The following is a 21348-nucleotide window of genomic DNA, read 5'->3' on the forward strand; positions in this document are numbered from 1 at the left end:
GACGAGCACGCGACGCGGCGAGAAGGAGACCCGAGTGGACAAGCAGCGAGACTTCGTTCTGCGCACGATCGAGGAGCGCGGGGTGAAGTTCATCCGCCTGTGGTTCACCGATGTCGTCGGCACGCTCAAGTCGGTCGCACTCGCCCCCGCCGAGGTCGAGGGGGCCTTCTCCGAGGGCGTCGGGATCGACGGTTCCGCGATCGAGGGCCTCACCCGCGCGTTCGAGGCCGACGTGCTCGCCCACCCCGACCCCGCGACCTTCCAGATCCTGCCGTGGCGCGGCGAGGTCGACCCGACCGCGCGCATGTTCTGCGACATCACGACCCCCGACGGGCAGCCCGCCGTCGCCGACCCGCGCAACGTGCTCAAACGCGCGCTCGCGAAGGCGGCCGACCGCGGCTTCACCTTCTACACGCATCCGGAGATCGAGTTCTACCTGCTGAAGTCCAGCAAGCTCAAGAACGGCAGGCCGGTGCCCGTCGACTCGGCCGGCTACTTCGACAACGTGCCGGGCGGCACCGCCCACGACTTCCGCCGCCGGAGCGTGCGGATGCTGGAGGATCTCGGCATCTCGGTCGAGTTCAGCCACCACGAGGCGGGCCCCGGTCAGAACGAGATCGATCTGCGCTACGCGGACGCGCTCGCGACCGCCGACAACATCATGACCTTCCGCACCGTGATCAAGGAGGTGGCGATCGAGCAGGGCGTCTACGCGACGTTCATGCCGAAGCCGTTCTCGGAGCATCCCGGTTCCGGCATGCACACGCACGTCTCTCTGTTCGAGGGCGACACGAACGCCTTCTTCGACGCGGGCGGGCAGTACCAGCTCTCGCAGATCGGCCGTCAGTTCGTCGCGGGCGTGCTGCGCCACGCGCCGGAGATCACGGCCGTCACCAACCAGTTCGTGAACTCCTACAAGCGCCTGTGGGGCGGCGACGAGGCGCCCAGCTACGTGACCTGGGGGCACAACAACCGCTCCGCGCTCGTGCGCGTGCCGCTCTACAAGCCCGGCAAGGGGCAGAGCGCCCGCATCGAGTACCGCGGCATCGACTCGGCCGCCAACCCCTACCTCGCCTACGCTCTGCTGCTCGCGGCGGGCCTCAAGGGCATCGAGGAGGGCTACGAACTGCCCCCGGAGGCCGACGCCGACGTCTTCGACATGACGAGCGCCGAACGCCGCGCGCTCGGCTACGAGGCGCTGCCCTCGAGCCTCGACCGCGCGCTGCTCATCATGGAGGAGTCGGAGCTCGTCGCCGAGACCCTCGGCGAGCAGGTGTTCAACTACGTGCTGCTCAACAAGCGTCGCGAGTGGTCGGGCTACCGCGCGCAGGTGACGCCGTTCGAGCTGGAAGCGAACCTGGAGGCGCTCTGAGCAGGAGCGCGGTCACCCTCACCGAGCTCGCCCGGCTGGGTTTCAGCGACCTGGGGGGCGCCGCCGCCGCGCTTCCGGGGGTGCCCGACGCGGTCGTGCCGCTCTTCTCGGGCGTCGCCGACCCCGATCAGGCGCTGAGGCTGCTGCTGGGGCTCGTCGAGAGGGCGCCCGAGGCGTCGGGTGCACTGCTCGCCGACGAGGATGCCGCCCGCCGACTGCTGGAGGTGCTCGGCGCGTCGGAGGGCCTCGCGACCTTCCTGCAGCGGCATCCGGCCGAGCTCGCCGTGCTCGCGGAGCCGATGGCCGAGCCCCCCGGCCCGGAGCGCTATCGCGCGATGCTCGCCGAGTCGGTGGCACGGCTCTCGGGGGAGGATGCCCGCAACGCCCTGCGCATCGCCTACCGTCGCGAGCTCACGCGGCTCGCGGCGTGGGACCTCGGTCAGGAGGCTCCCGTCGACGTCGTGCCGCGCGTCGCGGCGGCCCTCGCCGACCTCGCCGGTGCGGCGCTCGACGCCGCCCTGCTCGTCGCCCGCGCGCAGTCGCGCTTCCCGGCCGAGGAGGTCGCGGCGACGCGGCTCGCCATCGTCGGCATGGGCAAGGCGGGCGCGCGGGAGCTCAACTACGTGAGCGACGTCGACGTCATCTTCGTGGCCGCGGGTGACGGCATCCCCGACGCGCGCGCCATCGAGATCGCGACGCGGCTGGCCGTCGACACGATGCACGCCATCCACGAGCTCGCCGTGGAGCCGCCGCTCTGGGAGGTGGACGCCAACCTGCGGCCGGAGGGCAAGGACGGCGCGCTCGTGCGCACACTCGACTCGCACCTGGCGTACTACGACCGCTGGGCGAAGAGCTGGGAGTTCCAGGCGCTCCTGAAGGCGCGTCCGCTCGCGGGCGACCGGGAGCTCGGCGAGCGTTTCGTCGCGGGCGTGGCGCCGAAGGTGTGGACGGCGTCCTCGCGCGAGGGCTTCGTCGAGTCGGTGCAGAAGATGCGCGAGCGGGTCATGGCGCACATCCCGCGCGACGAGGTCGACGTGCAGCTGAAGCTCGGCCCGGGGGGCCTGCGCGACGTCGAGTTCACCATCCAGCTGCTGCAGCTCGTGCACGGCCACTCCGACCCCGAGATCCGCCAGCGCGGCACGCTCGAGGCGCTCGTCGCCCTCGCCGACCGCGGCTACATCGGCCGCGTCGAGGCCGCCGGGTTCGCCCGCGACTACCGGCTGCTGCGGCTGCTCGAGCACCGCCTCCAGCTCACCCGGCTGCGCCGCACCCACCTCATGCCCCGCGGCGAGCAGGAGCTGCGTGCGCTCGCGCGCGGATCGCGGCTCGCCACGACCGCGGACGGCCTCGTCGAGCAGTGGCGCCAGGTGCAGCAGGAGGTGCGCAGCCTCCACGAGAAGCTCTTCTACCGGCCACTGCTGTCGGCGGTCGCGGGTCTGCCGGAGGACGGCTACGCGCTCACGAGCGAGCAGGCGGAGGCCCGCCTCGCGGCGATCGGCTTCCAGGATCCGCGCGGGGCGCTGCACCACATCGCGGCGCTCACGGGCGGCGTCTCGCGCCGTGCCGCGATCCAACGCGCCCTGCTGCCGGTCATGCTGCAGTGGTTCGCCGAGGGCGCCGACCCCGACTACGGCCTGCTCGCGTTCCGACGCCTCTCCGACGACCTGGGGGAGGCCTACTGGTTCCTCCGGATGCTGCGCGACTCCTCCGGCGCGGCCTACCGGCTCAGCCACGTGCTCGCGGGCTCGCGGTTCGTGGGCGTGCTGTTCGAGCGCTTCCCGGAGGCGGCGGCCTGGCTCGAGAACGACGGCGAGCTGCGGCCCCGTGGCCTCGAGGAGCTGCTCGAGGAGACGGAGGCGACGATCGCGCGGCACGCGGGCGACGTCGACGCCGCGGCGAAGGCGCTCCGCACCGCCCGCCGACGGGAGGTGCTGCGGCTCGCCCTCGCGGCGATCGTGGGCCTCGTGAGCATCGAGGAGCTCGGGCCCGCCCTCGCCGACGTGACCACGGCGATCCTCACGGGCGCGCTGCGCCTGGCCCACCGCTGGGGTGACGAGGTCGAGTTCGGCATCATCGCGATGGGCCGCTACGGCGGCGCGGAGCTGGGTTTCGGCAGCGACGCCGACATCATGTACGTCTACCGCCCGGCCGGCTGTGAGCCCGAGGTCGCCCAGAAGCGCGCCGAGCAGATCGTCCACGAGATCAAGCAGCTCACCGAGGATCTGCGCCTGCCGCTCGACCTGGATCTCGGGCTGCGCCCCGAGGGCAAGAACGGCGCGATCGTGCGCTCCCTCGACTCCTACCGCGCCTACTACGACCGCTGGTCGCTCACCTGGGAGGCGCAGGCGCTGCTGCGCGGGCGCGGCGTGGTCGGCGATGCCGAGCTGCTCGCCGAGTTCGAGCGGATGGCGGACGAGGTGCGCTATCCGGCCGAGATCGGCGCCGACGCCGTGCGCGAGGTCAAGCGCATCAAGGCGCGCGTCGAGTCGGAGCGCCTGCCGCAGGGCGCCGACCCCTCCCGTCACCTGAAGCTCGGCCGGGGCTCGCTCTCGGATGTCGAGTGGTTCGTGCAGCTGCTGCAGCTCGAGCACGCCCACGAGGTGCCGGGGCTGCGCACCACCTCGACCCTGCGCGCCCTCGCCGCGGCCGTCGACGCCGAGCTCGTGCCCGCGGCCGATGCCGAGCGTCTGCGCGCGGCCTGGATCATCGCCTCCCGGGCACGCTCCGCGATGACCCTCTGGACCGCGAAGACGGCCGACGTGCTGCCCACCGAGCGACGCGCGCTGGAGGGCGTCGCGCGGCTCATGGAGTACCCGCCGCACTCGGCGACCCGGCTCGAGGAGGACTACCTGCGCACGACCCGCATCGCGCGCCAGGTGTTCGAACGGCGCTTCTACGGCGCACGCGTCTGACCGCGACACGCCGAAGCCCCGCACGTCGCAGATGAGAGTTTCCGCGGATTTCGCGGCTCGCGATTCTGTACCCCGTTCGAGGGGGAGGCGACTCGCGGGGTGACGTGCGCCGGGTGAGCGGGCGACCCTCGAGGCGGCGCACGAGTCGACCCCTGATGCGTCGGGTGATCGGGCGTTTTCCCGAACGCCGAGTCATCCGGAGGGGTGGCTCGCGGCACCCCTGGGCGGGTGTCGGCCAAAGCGCGGACACGGTGAAGTAAGGGACGCTCGTGTATGAGAGGTGCACCCCGCGGCGGCGGTGGGGGCCTCTTGCGAGCCTCGATGCACCGTTTCAGAATCGTGGAAACGAACGGTCAGGACCAGGTCCCCAACGTCGCGGATGTTCCGGCAATCCATGCGGACACGTGAAAGAGGGGGTCTCATGTTCATCTTCCTGCTGCAGTTGCGGCACATGACCGAAGGTCATCCGGAGTTGTACCTGTTCGCCGTGTACTCGGCGCTCATCTGGGTGCTCTGGATCGTGAAGGTCGTGTTGTCGTCGCGATACCGGCCGTACACGGACACCTTCCGCGGCACGACGAGCGTCGTCGTCCCGGTCGTCGACGAACCGCTCGAGCTGTTCCGAGACGTGATCGGGCGGATGGTCCAGCAGCGCCCCGACGAGATCATCGTCGTCATCAACGGGGCCCCGAACCCGGGGCTCGTCGAGGTCTGCGAGGAGTTCGCTCCGCTCGTGCGCTGGGTGCACACGCCCATCCCGGGCAAGCGCAACGCCGTCAAGATCGGCACCGAGCTCTCCACCGGCGAGATCACGGTGCTCGTCGACTCCGACACCGTCTGGACCGACGGAACGCTCGCAGAGCTCGTGAAGCCCTTCGCCGACCCGACGATCGGCGGGGTCACGACGCGCCAGCGCATCCTGAAGCCGGAGCGCAGCTGGATCACCCGCTGGGCCGACTGGCTCGAGAACTCCCGCGCGCTGTACTCGATGCCGGCCCAGAGCGTGCTCGGCCAGGTCGGCTGCCTGCCGGGCCGCACGATCGCCTTCCGGCGCTCGATCCTCGAGCGTGTCATGCACGACTTCATGACGGCGCGGTTCCTCGGGGTGTTCCTCGAGGTCTCCGACGACCGCACCCTCACGAACCTGACCCTGAAGGCGGGCTATCGCACCGTGTACCAGTACACGAGCCTCGTCTACACGGATGCGCCGCTTCAGGTGAAGAAGCTCTTCAAGCAGCAGCTGCGCTGGGCGCGCGGCAGCCAGTACAACACGCTGCGGATGCTGCCCTGGATGCTCGGGCACGCGCCGGTGCTCGCGGTGTTCTTCGTCATGGACATCCTGCTGCCGTTCCTGCTCTGGGGCGTCATCGCGGGGTGGGCCTACCGCGCGTTCACCGGCCAGGGCTACAACTTCTATGCGGGCTTCCTCGAGGAGTACGGCCTGCAGTCGGGTGTCGTCTTCGTGCTCGTGCTCATGGTGGCCTCCTCGGTGCTCAGCATGGCCATCCGCCAACTGCGGCACCTCTCGGAGCGCCCCGGCGACTTCCTGCGGCTGCCGGTGTTCATCATCGTCTCGACGTTCTTCCTCATGCCGATCCGGCTGCTGGGCTTCTTCCGGATGGCGCACGCGAGCGGCTGGGGCACGCGTGCGGGCGCCTACGCGGGTGGTGATCCGGTGCCGGTGCGCAGCGGGGTCGCCACCCTCACGCGGGCGATGGCGGCGCCGGTCGGCGCGGCGGCGATCACGGGGCTCGCGCCGAGTCCGGTGCGCGAGCACACCGGCCCGCGGCGCGCCCGCCGCAGGCTCAACCCGCTCGCCGCGATCCCGTACCTCATCGGCTTCACGATCTTCGGGCTGGAGGCGATGCTCCTTGCCTAGCGTCACCGCAGCCCGCAGCTGGTGGGCCGTCTCACGCACCCGTTCCCGGTTCACCGCCGTCGCGGCGACCGCCCTCGTCCTCGCCCTGGGCGCCATCAGCGTCGTCGTCTGGACCTCACCCGACATCTCGCCGGTGCAGCAGACGCTCCGCGTGGCGGAGGGGCTGCAGCAGGCGGACGCCGACGCGAAGGAGCGCGAGCAGCTGCTCGCGCGGATCGACGCCCTGGAGGCGCAGGTCGACTCGCTCACCGAGGGGAAGGCCGACGCCGAGCAGGCCCTCGCCGAGAGCGACGGCACCCTCCAGGCGACCCTCAGGGAGCTGGCGCTGCTGAAGGACGCGTCCGCCGCCCGCAGCACGGCACCCGTCACGACGACCACGCCGCGGAGCCAGACGCCGACCGTCGCCCCGGCGGCGCCCGTGACGGCCCCCTCGAAGGCGGAGCTCCTCGCACCCGACGCCCTCTACTACGGCATGTACACCGAGCAGGCGCCGCACAACTGGGCGACCCTCGACGCGACCTCCGCGAAGGTCGGCGCCCTGCCGAGCATGGTGGGCTACTTCGGCGGATGGGATGAGGAGTTCCGCGCGGATGCCGTGACGCGCTCCTGGTCGCGCGGCATGCTGCCGATGCTCACCTGGGAGTCCCGTCCCATCCAGGCGCAGAACGACGTGGTCGACGAGCCCGACTACAGCCTGCCGCGCATCATCGACGGGGCGTTCGATGAGTATCTGCACCGCTACGCGCAGCAGATCGTCGCGACGGGGCTGCCGCTCGCCATCCGCCTCGATCACGAGATGAACGGCATCTGGTATCCGTGGTCGGAGACGAACGCCTCGGGCGGTTCGCTCAACGGCAACAGCCCCGGCGACTACGTGAAGATGTGGCAGCACGTGCACGACATCTTCCAGCAGGAGGGCGCGAACGACCTGGTCATCTGGGTGTGGGCGCCGAACCGGATCGACAACCTGCCGAAGGCCAACCGTTCCGCCGAGTTCCTGCAGCGGCTCTATCCGGGCGACGACTACGTCGACTGGGTCGGGATGTCCGGTTACCTGCGCCCGCCCTACACCGACGCCTCGAGCTACACCTTCGACGCGACCTTCGGGGCGACGCTCACTCAGTTGCGCGCCCTGACCGACAAACCGATCGTGCTCGCCGAGGTGGCTGCGTCGGAGACCGAGGGGCACAAACCCGAATGGGTGGCGAGCTTCTTCGAGGGGCTCGCCGATCCCGCCAACGACGACGTCGTCGGTTTCGGGTGGTTCAGTCTCGCCGTGACCACCTACGTGCAGGGCGAACGGGCCACGAACGACTGGCGCATCGACTCGCGCGCCGACTCGCTCGCCGCGTTCCAGGCCGGGCTTACCTCGCTCGGGGACCACGTGAAGACCCAGCCGAACGGCTGAATCAGGGAGGAGATGGGATGTTCGAGAAGGTCACCGAGGGGGAGTCGGGTGCGGACGCGCCCCGCCCTCGGATCAGCGTCATCGGCACGGGGTATCTCGGCGCCACGCATGCGGCGGCGATGGCGGAGCTCGGCTTCGACGTCGTCGGGGTCGACACCGATCCGGCGAAGGTGGAGGCGCTCTCCGCGGGTCGGCTGCCGTTCTACGAGCCGGGTCTCGGCGAGCTCATCTCCGAGCACCTCGCGACCGGACGGCTGCGGTTCACGACCGACTTGACCGAGGCGGTCGCGGTGAGCGACATCCATTTCGTGTGCGTGGGCACGCCGCAGCAGGCGACGAGCCACGCGGCCGACCTGCGGTTCGTCGAGTCGGCCGTCGCGGGGATCGCTCGGGCGCTCAGCCACGACGGCATCGTCGTGGGCAAGTCGACGGTTCCGGTCGGAACCGCGGCGCGCCTGCGGGAACTGCTCGGCGCGCTCGCGCCCGAGGGAGTGGCGGCGGAGCTCATCTGGAACCCGGAGTTCCTGCGTGAGGGGAAGGCGGTCGAGGACACCCTGCATCCTGATCGCGTCGTCATCGGGGGAGCATCCGCGGCTGCCGAGACGGCCATGCGCGAGGTGTACGCGGCACCGGTCGCCGAGGGGGCGCCGTTCCTCACGGTGGGTCTCGAGACGGCCGAGCTCGTCAAGGTCAGCGCGAACGCGTTCCTCGCCACCAAGATCTCCTTCATCAACGCGATCGCGGAGCTGTGCACCGCCGCGGATGCGGACGTCACGGCCCTCGCGGATGCGATCGGTCTGGACGGGCGCATCGGGCGACGCTTCCTGGATGCCGGGCTCGGCTTCGGGGGCGGCTGCCTCCCGAAGGACATCCGCGCCCTCATGCACCGTGCGGGCGAGCTCGGGGCGCTCGAGGTGGTGGGTCTCATGCAGCAGGTCGACGAGATCAACATGGCGCAGCGCCAGCGGGTCGTGGACCTCGCGCTGCAGAGCTGCGGAGGCTCGGTGCTCAACGCCCGGATCGGAGTGCTCGGCGCCGCGTTCAAGCCGCTCACCGACGACGTGCGCGACTCGCCGGCGCTCAACGTCGCGGCGGCCCTGCACCTGCGGGGCGCACAGGTGACGGTCTTCGACCCGGCGGCGGGGGATACCGCGCGTCGCACCTTCCCCACGCTGTCGTTCGCCGCGGGGACCGAGGACGCGATCCGGGGCGCCCACGTCGTGCTCCTGCTGACCGAGTGGGCGGAGTTCCTCGACGCCGATCCAGTCGCGCTCGGCGAGCTCGTGGGGAGGCGCACGATCATCGACGCCCGCAACAAGCTCGACGCGGCCCGCTGGTCGGCGGCGGGATGGACCGTCATCGGCCTCGGCACCCGCCCGACCGCGGCGCCCGTCGGCATGCCGATGGCCGAACTGCTCGCGTGAGGGCGTCAGTCTCGCGAGTGGCGGTAGATTGCGTCCATGGCCATGGGACGAGCGGAATGGGGCAGGCTCACCTCAGCCTGGCCCGGCGAGGCTGCTGATTTCACTCCAGAACTCGCACGGCATCTCGAATTGCTTGACCGGGACCTCGGCCTCGGCCTCTCCCAACCCGACACGGAGGTACCGGCGGCCGGTGGCCGTCGCATCGACATCTTGGCCAGCGGGATCGATGGTTCCCACTACGTCATTGAGAACCAATACGGTCGCGCCGATCACGATCACCTGACTCGTGGACTTGCGTACGCGGTCTCAGCCGAGGCGGCGGGCCTGATTGTGGTCGCGGAAGAGCATCGAGACGAGTTCCGCGAAGTCGCGCACTACCTGAACGACCTCGCAGCGCGGGCCGGTAAGGGGATCAAGGTCTGGCTGGTGGAGGCCAAGGCCATCCGTGTTGATGACTCTGCCTGGGCACCGGTTTTCGAGGTTGTCGCCGAGCCGAGCAAGTTCGTGCAGGAGGTCGCCGGCCGCGTGGCCGGGTACGAACGCCGCGTCGGCCTCGACGAGGTGCTGTCCGCGTTTCCGGGGGAGCGCCGCGCCGCCGCCGTCGCCCTGGTGGATGCCTGGAAAGCGCGCAACCTTCCCGTCCCGGCGGCGATCATCCGCGGCGGGACTCCTCTGCTGAGCTTCGGTGCGCGGGGGCCATCATCGAGTGGATGGCGGACCGTTTTCACCGCCTTCGCGGACGGACGCATCTACGTCTCGTTCAGCGCGTTTTCGGGCAAGAACTCCGGCTATCCCATACCGGTGCTGGCCTCGGACGATTTCATCGAGGCGGTGTCGAAGAGGCTCGCGCTGACCAAGGGCTATTCGGCCGTCGATTGGCTCACACCTGAACGTGTTCCGCTGCTGCTCGACTTCGCGGATACGGTCGTGTCGGCCTATCAGGCGGCGCTTCCTGAGATTCTCAGTGAGTAGCTGCGAACAGGGCCTAGCTGTGTAGCTGAGCGTCGCGGCGGGCGTCGGAGTGGACCTCGCGCGGAGGAATGCAGTTGTCGCCGCGGCCTCCTACGCCGGACGGGCCGCCTCCCGAAGGAGACGGCCCGTCCGTTCGCTGTGGTGCAGGTGGCTCAGACCCCGAAGTACAGCTCGTACTCGAAGGGGTGCGGGCGCTGCGCGAAGGGGAGGAGCTCCTTCTCGCGCTTGTAGTCGAGCCACGCGCCGATGAGGTCGGCGGTGAACACGCCGCCCTCGAGCAGGTAGTCGTGGTCGGCCTCGAGCGCGTCGAGCGCCTCGCCGAGCGAGCCCGGCAGCTGCGGGATGCCCTTGGCCTCCTCGGGCGGCAGCTCGTAGAGGTCCTTGTCGACGGGCTCGTGCGGCTCGATCTTGTTCTTGATGCCGTCGATACCCGCCATGAGCTGGGCCGCGAACGCGAGGTACGGGTTGCCGGAGGCGTCGGGCGCGCGGTACTCGATGCGCTTGGCCTTCGGGTTGGTGCCCGTGATCGGGATGCGGATCGAGGCGGAGCGGTTGCCGGCCGAGTAGACCAGGTTCACGGGGGCCTCGAAGCCCGGGATGAGGCGGTGGTACGAGTTGACCGTCGGGTTCGTGAACGCGGCCAGCGAGGCGGCGTGCTTGAGGATGCCGCCGATGTACCAACGCGCGATGTCCGACAGGCCGCCGTAGCCCTGCTCGTCGTAGAACAGCGGCTTGCCGTCGTTCCACAGCGACTGGTGGGTGTGCATGCCCGAACCGTTGTCGCCCATGAGCGGCTTCGGCATGAAGGTCGCCGTCTTGCCCCACTCGAGCGCCGTGTTCTTGACGATGTACTTGAACTTCAGGATGTCGTCACCGGCGTGAACCATGGTGTCGAACTTGTAGTTGATCTCGCCCTGGCCGGCGGTGCCCACCTCGTGGTGGCTGCGCTCGACCTCGAGGCCCACCTCGATGAGCTTGAGCACGATGTCGTCGCGCAGGTCGGCGTGCTGGTCGACCGGCGTGACGGGAAAGTAGCCGCCCTTGTACGGGGTCTTGTTGGCGAGGTTGCCGCCCTCTTCGGCCTTGCCCGAGTTCCAGGCCGCCTCCGAGGAGTCCACCTCGTAGTACGACTTGTTCTGCTTCACCTCGTAGCGCACGTCGTCGAAGATGTAGAACTCCGCCTCCGGCGCGAAGAACGCGGTGTCGGCGATGCCGGTCGAGGCGAGGTACTTCTCGGCCTTCTTGGCGACCTGGCGCGGGTCACGGCCGTAGATCTCGCCGTTGCGCGGGTTGTAGATGTCGAAGACGATCACGAGGGTGCGCTCGGTGCGGAACGGGTCGACGTACGCCGTCGAGATGTCCGGGATGAGCTGCAGGTCGGACTCGTGGATCGACTGGAAGCCGCGGATCGACGAACCGTCGAACAGCTGGCCCACGGTGAAGAAGTCCTCATCCACGGTCGAGGCCGGGATGTTGAAGTGCTGCTGCACTCCGGGGAGGTCGGTGAATCGGATGTCGAGGAACTTGACATCCGTGTCCTTGATGAACTTCAGCACCTCGGAGGAGTCGCTGAAAAGGGGCTTGGACATAGGGCGTTACTCCAAGGGCGTGGAACGGGGTGTGGTTGCGGATGCAGCCGCTTGAGAGGCTAGGGGGACGGGATTTCCCGACCGTGACCGGTTTGTTTCCGGCATGTTACGCGCCGCTGCCTAGAGTGGTCGAGTGACCGCGAGCCCGCCCGACGCCGCCCCCGATCAGCGCTGGCCGGGGGAGAGGCTCGGGCTCCCCGAGACGGGTCCGCGCTCGGTCGCCCGCCTCGGGCGTCGGATCGCGGCGCTCGTGATCGACTGGGCGATCGCCTACCTCCTGTCCTGGGCGTTCTTCCCGACGCCGGACGGCACGGCGCCGTTCGTGACCCTCGGCATCTTCGCCGCCCTCCAATTCCTGTTCCTGCTGATCGTCAACGGCAGCGTCGGCCACCTGCTGCTGCGGATGCGGCTCGTGCCTCTCCGCGGCGGCTACCTGGGCGCGTGGCGCCCGCTCGTGCGCACCGTGCTGCTGTGCCTCGTGATCCCGGCGGCCATCTGGGACCGCGACCAGCGCGGGCTGCACGACAAGGCCGCGGGCACCGTGCTCGTGCGCGTCTGACGCGGGCCGAAATCCCCGGTCAGAGGCGTACGACGGCATCGCGGTCGAGCTCGGCGACGCTGCGGAGACCGGCGAGCCCGAGCACCAGGTCGGTCTCCGCGACGAGGTTCGCGAGCACCGACCGCGCCCCCTGCTCGCCGTCGATGGCGAGGCCGTAGACCCACGCCCGGCCGACGCCCACCGCGGTCGCACCGAGCGCGAGCGCACGCACGACATCCGCTCCACCGCGCACGCCCGAGTCGAGGATCACGGGCGCACGCCCCGCGACCGCCTCGACGACGCCCGGCAGCGCGTCGATCGCGCCCACCGCGCCGTCCACCTGGCGGCCGCCGTGCGTCGACACGACGACGCCGTCGACACCCGCGTCGAGCGCGCGGCGGGCGTCGTCGGGATGCTGGATGCCCTTCAGCAGGATCGGCAGCCGGGTGCGTTCGCGCAGGAACGGCAGATCGGCCCAGGTGAGGGAGGGACGGGAGAACACGTCGAGGAAGGTCTCGACGGCCACGCGCGGTTCGCCGGAGCGCAGGTTCCCCCGGAAGGCGCCCGGGTAGCGCCGCGTCATGGCCAGCAGCGTGCGCACCGCCGCAGGTGTGACGCGCGGCCGCGGACCGGTCGCGGGGCGCGCCATGCGCTCGGCCACGAGCCGCCGGAACACCGGGTCGCTCGTGTACTGGGCGATGCCCATGCCCTGGATGAAGGGCAGGAAGCCGCGGTCGAGGTCGCGCGGTCGCCAGCCGAGCATGCCCGTGTCGAGGGTCACCACGATCGCCTCGGCGCCGGAGGCCTCGGCGCGCGACACGAAGCTCGCGACGAGTTCGTCGTCGCCCGCCCAGTACAGCTGGAACCAGCGGGGGCCGGCGTCGGCCTCGGCGATGCGCTCGAGGGGGATGGACGCCTGGCTCGAGACGACGCTCGTGATGCCGAGGGAGCCGGCGGCGCGCGCGATCGCGAGGTCGGCATCCGGGTCGACGAGCTCGAGCACCCCCACCGGGCAGGCGATGATCGGGGTGGGGTGACGGCGCCCGAACAGCTCGACCGAGAGATCGCGGCTGGACACGTCGCGCAGCATCCGCGGCACGATGCGCCACGAGTCGAAGGCGTCGTAGTTCGCCTCGGCGGTCGACTCCCGGCCGGCCGAACCCGCGACGTAGGCCCAGGCATCCGGCGACATCGCGCGCTCGGCGGCCGACACGAGGGCCGGCCAGCCGGTGGGCACGCGCGGCCGGGCGCCCGACGCCCCCGCGCGGTAGATCTCGGACTGCCGGGATCTGCCGGTGATGGTCTGGACCTCGTCGTCCATGGGGGCTCCGTTCTCGCGGCCGTCAGGCCTGCCCGTGCGCCGCGCGCGAGCGACGCGACAGCGAGTCGATGATGACGGCGAGCAGCAGCACACCGCCGGTGATCATGTAGCGGATGGAGGAGTCGAGCGTCAGCAGCGTGAGGCCGTTCGAGATCGACTGGATGACGGCGATGCCGAGCAGGGCGCTCCAGGCCGAACCGCGGCCGCCGAAGAGGCTCGTGCCGCCGATGACCGCCGCCGCGATCGCGTTGAGGTTGGTGTCGCCGGCGCCCGACGACAGGGTCACCGAGCTGAGCCGCCCCGCGGCCAGGATGCCGCCGACCACCGCGAAGCACGAGCACAGCACGAACACCGAGATGTACACCCGGTTCACCCGGATGCCGGCGCGCCGGGCCGCCTCGACCGAGCCGCCGACCGCGTACACCTCGCGACCCCACACCGTGCGGGTGAGCACGACATCCATGACGATCACGAGCGCGATGAAGAACACGAACATGACCCCGACGCCGCGATCCGTCGCGAGGTAGCTCACGGCCGCCGCGCACAGCAGGAGCAGCCCGCCCGCCTTCGCCGCCTGCCAGCCGAGCGAGGAGGTCGGGAGCTCGGCGCGGATGCGGCGGCGCTGGCGCAGCACCGCGGAGAGGAACATCGCCCCCGCCCACAGCGCGGCGAGCAGATAGGCGAGCCACGGAGGCAGGAACCAGCTCTGCGCGAAGAGCACGATGGGCGACTCCGGCGGGATGTTGATCGAGCCGGCCGGCCCGAGCACCTTGAGCTGCAGGCCGAGCACGCCGAGCAGGCCGGCGAGCGTGATGATGAAGCTCGGCACGCCGAAACGCGTGAACAGCACGCCGTAGAGCAGGCCGATGGCGACGCCGGCGAGCAGGGCGACGAGGATCGTGAGGGCGAGCGGCCAGCCGAGCTGGGTGAGCCCGACGCCGAGGATCGCGGCGGCGAGACCCGACACCGAGCCGACCGAGAGGTCGATCTGACCGAGCAGCAGCACGAGCACGATGCCGATCGCGATCGTGCCGACGGCGGCGCACTGCAGCGTGAGGTTCACGAGGTTGTCGGCCGACAGGAAGCTGGGGTTGAGCGCCTGGAACACCGCCCAGATGAGCACGAGGCCGATGACGACCGGCAGCGAGCCGAGGCTGCCGCCCGTGACGCGGTCGCGCAGTTCGCGCGCCGCCGAGGCCACGCGCGAACGTCCCGTCTCGACCGCGCCGATGGCGGGGCCCGTCACGGGGCCGGCCCGATCCGCGGGGGAGGCGGCAGCCGCTCCTCGGGTGCGCGTTGCGCGTGCTCGGTGGCACCCGTGATGGCGGCGATGATGTCCTCGTAGCCGACGTCGGGGGCGAGGAAGTCGCCGTTGTTGCGACCGAGTCGCAGCACGACGATCCGGTCGGCGACCGCCTGCACGTCGGCCATGTTGTGGCTGATGAGCACGACCCCGTGACCGCGTTCGCGCAGGCGTTCGATGAGGTTGAGCACCTCGGCGGTCTGGGCGACGCCGAGCGCCGCGGTCGGCTCGTCGAGGATCACGACCCGCGGGTCGCCGATGAGCGACCGGGCGATCGCGACGGTCTGCCGCTGGCCGCCCGAGAGCGCCGCGATCGGCACCCGCACCGAGGGGATGCGGGCCGACAGCTGCCGCAGCAGCTCCCACGCACGGCGCTCCATCTCCTCCTCCTCGAGGGCGGCGCCCGCGAGCTCGCGGCCGAGGAACAGGTTCGCGACGACGTCGAGGTTGTCGCACAGCGCGAGATCCTGGAAGACGGTCGCGATGCCGAGCGCACGGGAGGCGGTGGGATCGGGGATGGCGACGGTCTGCCCCTCGAACTCGACCTCGCCGTCGTCGGCCGGGTGCACGCCGGCGAGGATCTTCACGAGCGTCGACTTGCCGGCGCCGTTGTCGCCGACGATCGCGACCACCTCGCCCGCGTAGATGTCGAGGTGGATGTCGGTGAGCGCCTGAACCTTGCCGAAGTTCTTCGAGATGCCCCGCATCGAGAGCACGGGCACCCGGTCCGGCACGATCGGGTCGGGCAGGGTGGGGACGGGCGCGATGGTCACGAGGTCACTCCAGCCCCGCGGCCGCGCAGGCCGCCGCGTAGTCGGGGGTGCACAGCTGTGCGAGCGTGAAGAAGCCGTCGGCGATCACGACGGGACCGACCTGGTCGAGCGTCACCGCCACCGGTACGAGCAGGAACGACGGGATGTCGGTGCCCTTCACCTCCACCTGGACCTCGCCCGCGGGGGTGCGGCCGTTCACGAGGTCGATCGCGAGCTCCGCGGCGCGGTAGGCCTCGGGCTTGAGCGCCTTGTAGACGGTCATGTACTGGTCGCCCGTCAGGATGCGCTGCAGGCCCGCGAGCTCGGCATCCTGACCCGTCACCGGGGGCAGCGGCGACACGCCCGCGGCCCGCAGCGAGGCGATGGCCCCGCCCGCGGTGGGGTCGTTCGCCGCGTAGACGCCCACGATGCGGTCGCCGAACTGCGTGATCTGCCCGGTGACCCAGTCCTGTGCCTTGGCGGGATCCCAGCCGGGGGTGTCGAACTCGGCGAGCACCGTGTAGCCGCTCGGATCGATCACCGCGTGCGCACCGAGCTTGAACTGCGAGGCGTTGTTGTCGGTCGGGGAGCCGTTGACCATGAGGATGCCGCCCTCGCCCGGCTCCACGCCGTCCTCGTCGAGCTTCGCGAGCAGCGACTCGGCCTGAAGGCGGCCCACCTTCTCGTTGTCGAACGAGATGTAGTAGGCGATGTCCGCGCTGTCGATGAGGCGGTCGTAGGCGATGACGGGAACGCTCCGCGCCGTCGCGAGGCCGACGATGGAGGCGGCCGCCTTGCCGTCGAACGGGTCCAGCACGAGCACCGAGACGCCCTGGGTGAGCATCGACTCCGCCTGCTGCTGCTGCTTCGCGGCGTCGCCGTCGGCGTTGCCGTAGAGCACCTCGCAGCCGGGGCAGAGCTCCGCGATCCGCTCCTCGAAGTACGGGCGGTCGGCCGAGTCGTAGCGGGCCGTGACCGAATCCGGCAGCAGCAGGCCGATGCGGGCGTGCTCGGGGTCGGTCGGCGCGCCGCCCTGCACCCCGTTGGTGCAGGCGGCCAGCGCGAGGGCGGCGAGGAAGGCGGCGGCCGTTGCGGCGACCGCCCGGGAAGCGCGGAACATCAACTCACCCGAACGCCGCGCGGAGTTCGGCGGGACCGGCTGCCGCAGCGGGGAAGGCGCTGAGCTGGTCGGCGGCGAAGCCGATCGCGCCGACGACCGCGGCGCGGGCACCGAGCTGCCCGGCGACGATCTCGGGAGGCGGGGCCAGCCGGGTGGCGAGCGAGCGGTCGACGACCTGGCGGATCGGTCCGAGCAGCAGCTCGCCGGAGCGCGCCAACTGGCCGCCCACGACGATGCGACCGGGGTCGAACATGCTCGCGATGTTGGCGGCGGCGACCCCGATGTGCGAGCCTGCGTCGGCGATGCTGCGGATGCAGACGTCGTCGCCCGCCATGGCCCGCACGATGACGTCGGCGAGCTTGAGGCCCGAGTAGCGGTTCTTGAGGCTCTCGACGATGGCGTCGCCGCCCGCGATCGCCTCGAGGCATCCGAGGTTGCCGCAGCGGCACAGCGGTCCGTTCTCGACGATGACCATGTGGCCGAACTCGCCCGCGCTGCCGCTCGCGCCGCGGTAGCCGCGACCGCCGACGATGACGCCCGCGCCGATGCCGTCGCTCACCTCCACGAAGACGGCGTCGCTGTGGCCGCGGAGGGCGCCCAGGCGGTGCTCGGCGAGGGCCGAGAGGTTGGAGGAGTTGTCGACGAACACCGGCACCCGCAGCGCCCGCTCTGCGGTCTCGCGGATCGCGATGCCCTCCCAGCCGCGCAGGATGCCGGGGCGGGCGATCATGCCGCTCGCCGCATCCATGGGGGCCGAGACGGCGATCCCGACGGCGAGCAGCTCGTCGCGGTCGGCGGAGACGTTCTCGAGCATGTCGGCGATGAGCATGCCGACGCGGCGGATCTCGTTGTCGGAGCGGTGGTCGCGGGCGAGCGGCATCTCGTGCTCGGAGACGACCGTCATGCCGGTGTCGGCGAGCGCCACCCGCAGCTGGCGCTGCGAGAAGTGGATGCCGCACACGAGGCCCGAGGCGTGCGCGAGGGTCACGTACTGGGCACGGCGGCCCGAGCGCATCGACTTCGAGGTGCTCAGCACGCCCGACTCGGAGAGCTCCTTGACGATGTTGGAGACGGTGGCGGGGGAGAGGCCCGTGGCGCCGGCGAGCTCCACCTGGGTGAGCCCGCCGTGCTTCTTGACGGCGTCGACGATGCGGCCGCGATTCGCCTCGCGCAGAGACGTCTGCGACCCCGGGGTGCGCCGCTGGTCCGCCATGCATTCAGGGTAGCGGCGATCCCCGGAAATCGGGGCACCCGGATGCGCCCCGCTCGCGGGTCGTCGCGGCTCAGGCGTCGGGGATGAGCCGGTGGCCGAGCGAGGCGACCTCGTCGACGCGGTAGCCGAGATCCCGGTAGAACGCGAGGGCTTCCTCGCCGTCGGCGCGCACCTGCAGGTTGAGCTTCGGGCAGCCGAGCGCGAGGAGGCGCTCCTCGACCGCCGCGACGAGGGCGCGCCCGATGCCCTCCCGTCGGTGGTCCGGCGCGACCGCGAGGTAGTAGAGCCAGCCGCGATGGCCGTCGTAGCCGCCCATCGCGGTGCCGACCACGGCATCCGCCTCCTCCGCCACGAGGAACAGCTCGGGCTGCACCGTGAGCTTCCGCTCGATGTCGCGATACGGGTCGTTCCACGGCCGGGTGAGCCCCGCCGCCCGCCACAGCGTGACGACGGCCTCGGTGTCCGACACGGAGAACGGGCGGATGCGCATCCCCCGATGCTAGGTGCCGATTCCGCAACTCAGGACGCGGCCCCTTTCTCGGCCATGGTTCCCCGACCCGCGGGAATCCTCCTGAGTTGCGGCATCGGCAGGTTTCGCAACTCAGGAGATGTGGCACGAAAGGGCCGCCGACGGCGTCGGAAGCGCGGGAGTTCCTGAGTTGCGAAAGTACGCGGGCGGGAGACGGGCGGATCCGGGCGCGGAAACAGGGACCAGGAGCCGGGCGTGGGCGGATGGTGGCGGGCGCGCGCCGTGCCGCGCCCTAGGCTGGGAGGGTGACCAAGGTCTTGAGCTCCCTCCCCGTCGGCGAGCGCGTCGGCATCGCGTTCTCCGGCGGCCTCGACACCTCCTGTGCGGTCGCGTGGATGCGCGACAAGGGCGCCGTCCCGTGCACGTACACGGCGGACCTCGGGCAGTACGACGAGCCCGACATCGACGCGGTGCCGGGTCGTGCCCTCGAGTACGGCGCCGAGCTGGCCCGCATCGTCGACGCCAAGACGGCGCTCGTCGAGGAGGGCCTCGTCGCCCTGCAGTGCGGCGCCTTCCACATCCGCTCTGGCGGCAAGACCTACTTCAACACGACGCCGCTCGGCCGTGCCGTCACCGGCACCATGCTCGTGCGCGCCATGAAGGAGGACGGCGTCGAGATCTGGGGCGACGGCTCCACCTACAAGGGCAACGACATCGAGCGGTTCTACCGCTACGGCCTGCTCGCCAACCCGCGGCTGCGCATCTACAAGCCGTGGCTCGACGTCGACTTCGTCCGCGAGCTGGGTGGCCGTAAGGAGATGAGCGAATGGCTCGTCGCGCACGGCTTCCCGTATCGCGACTCCGTCGAGAAGGCCTACTCGACCGACGCCAACATCTGGGGCGCCACCCACGAGGCCAAGAACCTCGAGGAGCTCTCGAGCGGCCTCGACATCGTCGACCCGATCATGGGTGTCGCCTCCTGGCGCGAGGATGTCGAGATCGCGCCCGAGGAGGTCACGGTGCGCTACGAGGCGGGCCGCCCCGTCGCGATCAACGGCGTCGAGTTCTCCGACCCGGTCGCCCTCGTGCTCGAGGCGAACGCGATCGGCGGACGCCATGGGCTCGGCGCCTCCGACCAGATCGAGAACCGCATCATCGAGGCGAAGTCGCGCGGCATCTACGAGGCCCCGGGCATGGCGCTGCTGCACATCACCTACGAGCGGCTGCTGAACGCCATCCACAACGAGGACACCGTCGCGAACTACCACGCGGAGGGCCGTCGCCTCGGGCGCCTCATGTACGAGGGCCGCTGGCTCGACCCGCAGTCGCTCATGCTGCGCGAGTCGCTGCAGCGCTGGGTCGGTTCGGCGATCACGGGCGAGGTGACGCTGCGTCTGCGTCGCGGCGACGACTACACGATCCTCAACACCACCGGCCCGCACCTCAGCTACGCCCCCGAGAAGCTCTCGATGGAGCGCGTCGGCGATGCCGCCTTCGGTCCGGACGACCGCATCGGGCAGCTCACCATGCGCAACCTCGACATCGCCGACTCTCGTTCGCGTCTCGAGCAGTACGCCGCGCAGGGCCTCATCGGGGGCCCGACGGGCGAGCTCGTCGGGCGTCTCGAGGCGGGCGCCGCCGAGCAGATCCTCGACGCGGCCGAGTCGGCGAGCCCCGCCGAGGAGGCGCTCGAGTCGGCTCTCGACGAGGCCAACGAGGGTTCTGCGTTCGACCTCGGCACCGACTGAGCCTCGCCGTCGGGCCGTCTTCGGCTGCCTCCGACGGGTAGCGGGGGAGCGGTCGCCCCGCCACAATGTCGCCATGGAGGCGCAGTCGGGAGGTGCCGCCGATCGGCGGCGCGCGTGGAGGGCGCTCGCGAAGCGCTACGACTACCGACGCAGCTACGCCGGCTGGTCGGATGCCATCACGCCTTTCGTCTTCGGGCTGCTGGGGGTCGCGGGTGGCGTCGCGATGTGGTTCGGCGTGCTGCGGAACATCCTGTTCGCCCTGCTGCCCGGCACGGTGTGGGTGTCCGACCCGGTGTCGATCATGCTGCCGATCGGGATCGCGGTCGCGGTGCTGGTGGCGGTCGTCGTGCGGTTCGCCACGAGGGTGTCGCGGTTGGTGCTGCCGTGGGCTCGGTGGGAGCGGCGCTTCCAGCAGGCCGCCGCACAGGGGATGGGGTACGCGCCCTGGGAGGGCGGAATCGCGTCCGGGTTCGCCGCGAAGCGCATCGAGTACCGTGACGTGCTGCGGAGACCCGACGGCGCGTTGATCGCCGAACGTCACACCACGCACGAGCAGCGCATCGACAGGGGGCCGGACAGCGCGTCCCGGTGGGTGCGCTCGATCTCGCGCGGCGGGTGGCTGCAGGTGTCGCTCCGTCACACCTACCCGGAGTTCCGCCTGAAGACGCTCGACGAGACCTCGCAGGCACCGCAGGCGCTGCCCCACCACGTCGCCGCCGACGGCTTCGAGGGGTTCGCGTTGTGGGCGGAGCGCGAGTTCGCCGGGGAGGCGATCGCGCTGTTCACCCCGGAGGTGCGTGACGCGATCCGCGCGCTGGGCGCCGGCGTCACCGTCACCACCTGGAACGAGACGGCGCGCATCTCGATCGACCGGGTGATCGATCCGGACGATCCGGCCGCTCAGGCGCCCGTCTGGCGGCTCGCCGACGCCCTGCTCTCCGCCGATGCCACCTCGACCGCACCGCTCATCCCGGATCCGGTGGAGGTGGTGCCGCTCGACGCCGCGGGGAAGCCGCTCGCCCCCGAGGCGCGGATGATGCTCCAGCAGTTCACCCAGGCGGCGCGCAACGTGCGCGCGGTGGCCGAGGGGGCCGGCATCCCCGCCGCGTCCCTTCCCGGCCTCTCGGCTCTCCCGGCTCGCGAGGGTCCCAAGCGCGGCGCGGGCCTCGACCCCGTGGCGGAACCGACGGGTGACATCGTGCGGTCCCTGTCGGGTGCGTTCCGCGGACTCGTGCGTCTGCTGGTCGTCCTCGTGGTGCTCGGCGTCGCGCTGTACGTGGCGAAGGGGCTGCTCACGGGGGACTGGACGCCCAGCATCCCCGACTGAG

16 protein-coding genes are annotated in these 21348 nt (G+C 70.9%); 9 read left to right on the forward strand and 7 right to left on the reverse strand.

Features of this window, described 5'->3' with window-relative positions; all coding sequences use genetic code 11:
• Positions 1-34: 34 nt before the first annotated feature.
• The 6 genes from D7I47_RS12455 to D7I47_RS12480 all read left to right on the forward strand — a co-directional run bounded on the left by D7I47_RS12455 (position 35) and on the right by D7I47_RS12480 (position 9967).
• On the forward strand, positions 35-1372 hold the full coding sequence (locus D7I47_RS12455) for a glutamine synthetase family protein (RefSeq protein WP_120763352.1): 1338 nt from the start codon (positions 35-37) through the stop codon (positions 1370-1372).
• Positions 1369-4284 (forward strand): bifunctional [glutamine synthetase] adenylyltransferase/[glutamine synthetase]-adenylyl-L-tyrosine phosphorylase, encoded by a 2916-nt coding sequence (locus tag D7I47_RS12460; RefSeq protein ID WP_120763973.1) that lies wholly within the window; start codon positions 1369-1371, stop codon positions 4282-4284. The genes D7I47_RS12455 and D7I47_RS12460 overlap by 4 nt, the downstream gene beginning before the upstream one ends.
• A gap of 421 nt (positions 4285-4705) precedes the next feature.
• A complete protein-coding gene (locus tag D7I47_RS12465) occupies positions 4706-6163 on the forward strand; it encodes a glycosyltransferase (protein WP_120763353.1) in 1458 nt (485 codons plus the stop codon).
• Entirely contained in the window at positions 6156-7571 is a 1416-nt protein-coding gene (locus D7I47_RS12470) for a glycoside hydrolase family 26 protein (RefSeq protein ID WP_120763354.1), read from the forward strand. Before D7I47_RS12465 ends, D7I47_RS12470 begins: the two co-directional genes overlap by 8 nt.
• 17 nt (positions 7572-7588) lie before the next feature.
• The gene (locus D7I47_RS12475) at positions 7589-8995 is read left to right on the forward strand and encodes a UDP-glucose dehydrogenase family protein (RefSeq protein WP_120763355.1); all 1407 of its coding nucleotides are present in this window, start codon (positions 7589-7591) and stop codon (positions 8993-8995) included.
• Positions 8996-9031: 36 nt separating this feature from the next.
• Positions 9032-9967 (forward strand): hypothetical protein, encoded by a 936-nt coding sequence (locus tag D7I47_RS12480; RefSeq protein WP_120763356.1) that lies wholly within the window; start codon positions 9032-9034, stop codon positions 9965-9967.
• 152 nt (positions 9968-10119) lie between these two features.
• Here D7I47_RS12480 and glnA read toward each other — a convergent pair whose 3' ends face one another.
• Entirely contained in the window at positions 10120-11556 is a 1437-nt protein-coding gene (gene glnA / locus D7I47_RS12485; protein ID WP_120763357.1) for a type I glutamate--ammonia ligase, read from the reverse strand.
• Positions 11557-11689: 133 nt separating this feature from the next.
• Here glnA and D7I47_RS12490 point away from each other — a divergent pair, with 133 nt between their 5' ends.
• A complete protein-coding gene (locus D7I47_RS12490; RefSeq protein ID WP_120763358.1) occupies positions 11690-12115 on the forward strand; it encodes an RDD family protein in 426 nt (141 codons plus the stop codon).
• A gap of 19 nt (positions 12116-12134) precedes the next feature.
• Here the strand turns inward: D7I47_RS12490 and D7I47_RS12495 are convergent, their stop codons facing one another.
• The 6 genes from D7I47_RS12495 to D7I47_RS12520 all read right to left on the reverse strand — a co-directional run bounded on the left by D7I47_RS12495 (position 12135) and on the right by D7I47_RS12520 (position 18293).
• Entirely contained in the window at positions 12135-13415 is a 1281-nt protein-coding gene (locus D7I47_RS12495) for an alpha-hydroxy-acid oxidizing protein (RefSeq protein WP_120763359.1), read from the reverse strand.
• Positions 13416-13437: 22 nt separating this feature from the next.
• Entirely contained in the window at positions 13438-14646 is a 1209-nt protein-coding gene (locus D7I47_RS12500; RefSeq protein WP_405083453.1) for a sugar ABC transporter permease, read from the reverse strand.
• An 11-nt stretch (positions 14647-14657) separates the two neighbouring features.
• Positions 14658-15425 (reverse strand): ATP-binding cassette domain-containing protein, encoded by a 768-nt coding sequence (locus D7I47_RS12505; RefSeq protein ID WP_120763975.1) that lies wholly within the window; start codon positions 15423-15425, stop codon positions 14658-14660.
• Positions 15426-15495: 70 nt separating this feature from the next.
• On the reverse strand, positions 15496-16590 hold the full coding sequence (locus tag D7I47_RS12510; RefSeq protein ID WP_120763361.1) for an ABC transporter substrate-binding protein: 1095 nt from the start codon (positions 16588-16590) through the stop codon (positions 15496-15498).
• Between the two features lie 4 nt (positions 16591-16594).
• Positions 16595-17803, reverse strand: a complete 1209-nt coding sequence (locus D7I47_RS12515) for an ROK family transcriptional regulator (RefSeq protein WP_120763362.1) — start codon at positions 17801-17803, stop codon at positions 16595-16597.
• 70 nt (positions 17804-17873) lie between these two features.
• Entirely contained in the window at positions 17874-18293 is a 420-nt protein-coding gene (locus D7I47_RS12520) for a GNAT family acetyltransferase (protein WP_120763363.1), read from the reverse strand.
• A gap of 284 nt (positions 18294-18577) precedes the next feature.
• Between D7I47_RS12520 and argG the strand changes: the two genes are divergently transcribed.
• Both argG and D7I47_RS12530 read left to right on the forward strand, forming a co-directional pair.
• Positions 18578-20020 carry an argininosuccinate synthase gene (argG, locus tag D7I47_RS12525; protein ID WP_120763364.1) on the forward strand — a complete coding sequence of 481 codons (1443 nt, stop codon included), beginning with the start codon at positions 18578-18580 and terminating at the stop codon, positions 20018-20020.
• A gap of 73 nt (positions 20021-20093) precedes the next feature.
• Positions 20094-21347, forward strand: coding sequence for a hypothetical protein (locus D7I47_RS12530; RefSeq protein WP_120763365.1), 1254 nt, complete (start codon positions 20094-20096; stop codon positions 21345-21347).
• Position 21348: the final 1 nt, after the last annotated feature.

The sequence above is a fragment of the Protaetiibacter intestinalis genome (assembly GCF_003627075.1).
In the GTDB taxonomy this organism is placed as follows: Bacteria; Actinomycetota; Actinomycetes; order Actinomycetales; family Microbacteriaceae; genus Homoserinibacter; species Homoserinibacter intestinalis.

Excerpts from the sequence above, each read along its gene's own strand:
- D7I47_RS12465 (WP_120763353.1), top strand. The coding sequence starts at position 4,706 with ATGTTCATCTTCCTGCTGCAGTTGCGGCACATGACCGAAGGTCATCCG.
- D7I47_RS12475 (WP_120763355.1), top strand. The coding sequence starts at position 7,589 with ATGTTCGAGAAGGTCACCGAGGGGGAGTCGGGTGCGGACGCGCCCCGC.
- D7I47_RS12480 (WP_120763356.1), top strand. The coding sequence starts at position 9,032 with ATGGCCATGGGACGAGCGGAATGGGGCAGGCTCACCTCAGCCTGGCCC.
- glnA (WP_120763357.1), bottom strand. The coding sequence starts at position 11,556 with ATGTCCAAGCCCCTTTTCAGCGACTCCTCCGAGGTGCTGAAGTTCATC.
- D7I47_RS12495 (WP_120763359.1), bottom strand. The coding sequence starts at position 13,415 with ATGGACGACGAGGTCCAGACCATCACCGGCAGATCCCGGCAGTCCGAG.
- D7I47_RS12505 (WP_120763975.1), bottom strand. The coding sequence starts at position 15,425 with ATGCGGGGCATCTCGAAGAACTTCGGCAAGGTTCAGGCGCTCACCGAC.
- D7I47_RS12510 (WP_120763361.1), bottom strand. The coding sequence starts at position 16,590 with ATGTTCCGCGCTTCCCGGGCGGTCGCCGCAACGGCCGCCGCCTTCCTC.
- D7I47_RS12515 (WP_120763362.1), bottom strand. The coding sequence starts at position 17,803 with ATGGCGGACCAGCGGCGCACCCCGGGGTCGCAGACGTCTCTGCGCGAG.
- D7I47_RS12520 (WP_120763363.1), bottom strand. The coding sequence starts at position 18,293 with ATGCGCATCCGCCCGTTCTCCGTGTCGGACACCGAGGCCGTCGTCACG.
- D7I47_RS12530 (WP_120763365.1), top strand. The coding sequence starts at position 20,094 with ATGGAGGCGCAGTCGGGAGGTGCCGCCGATCGGCGGCGCGCGTGGAGG.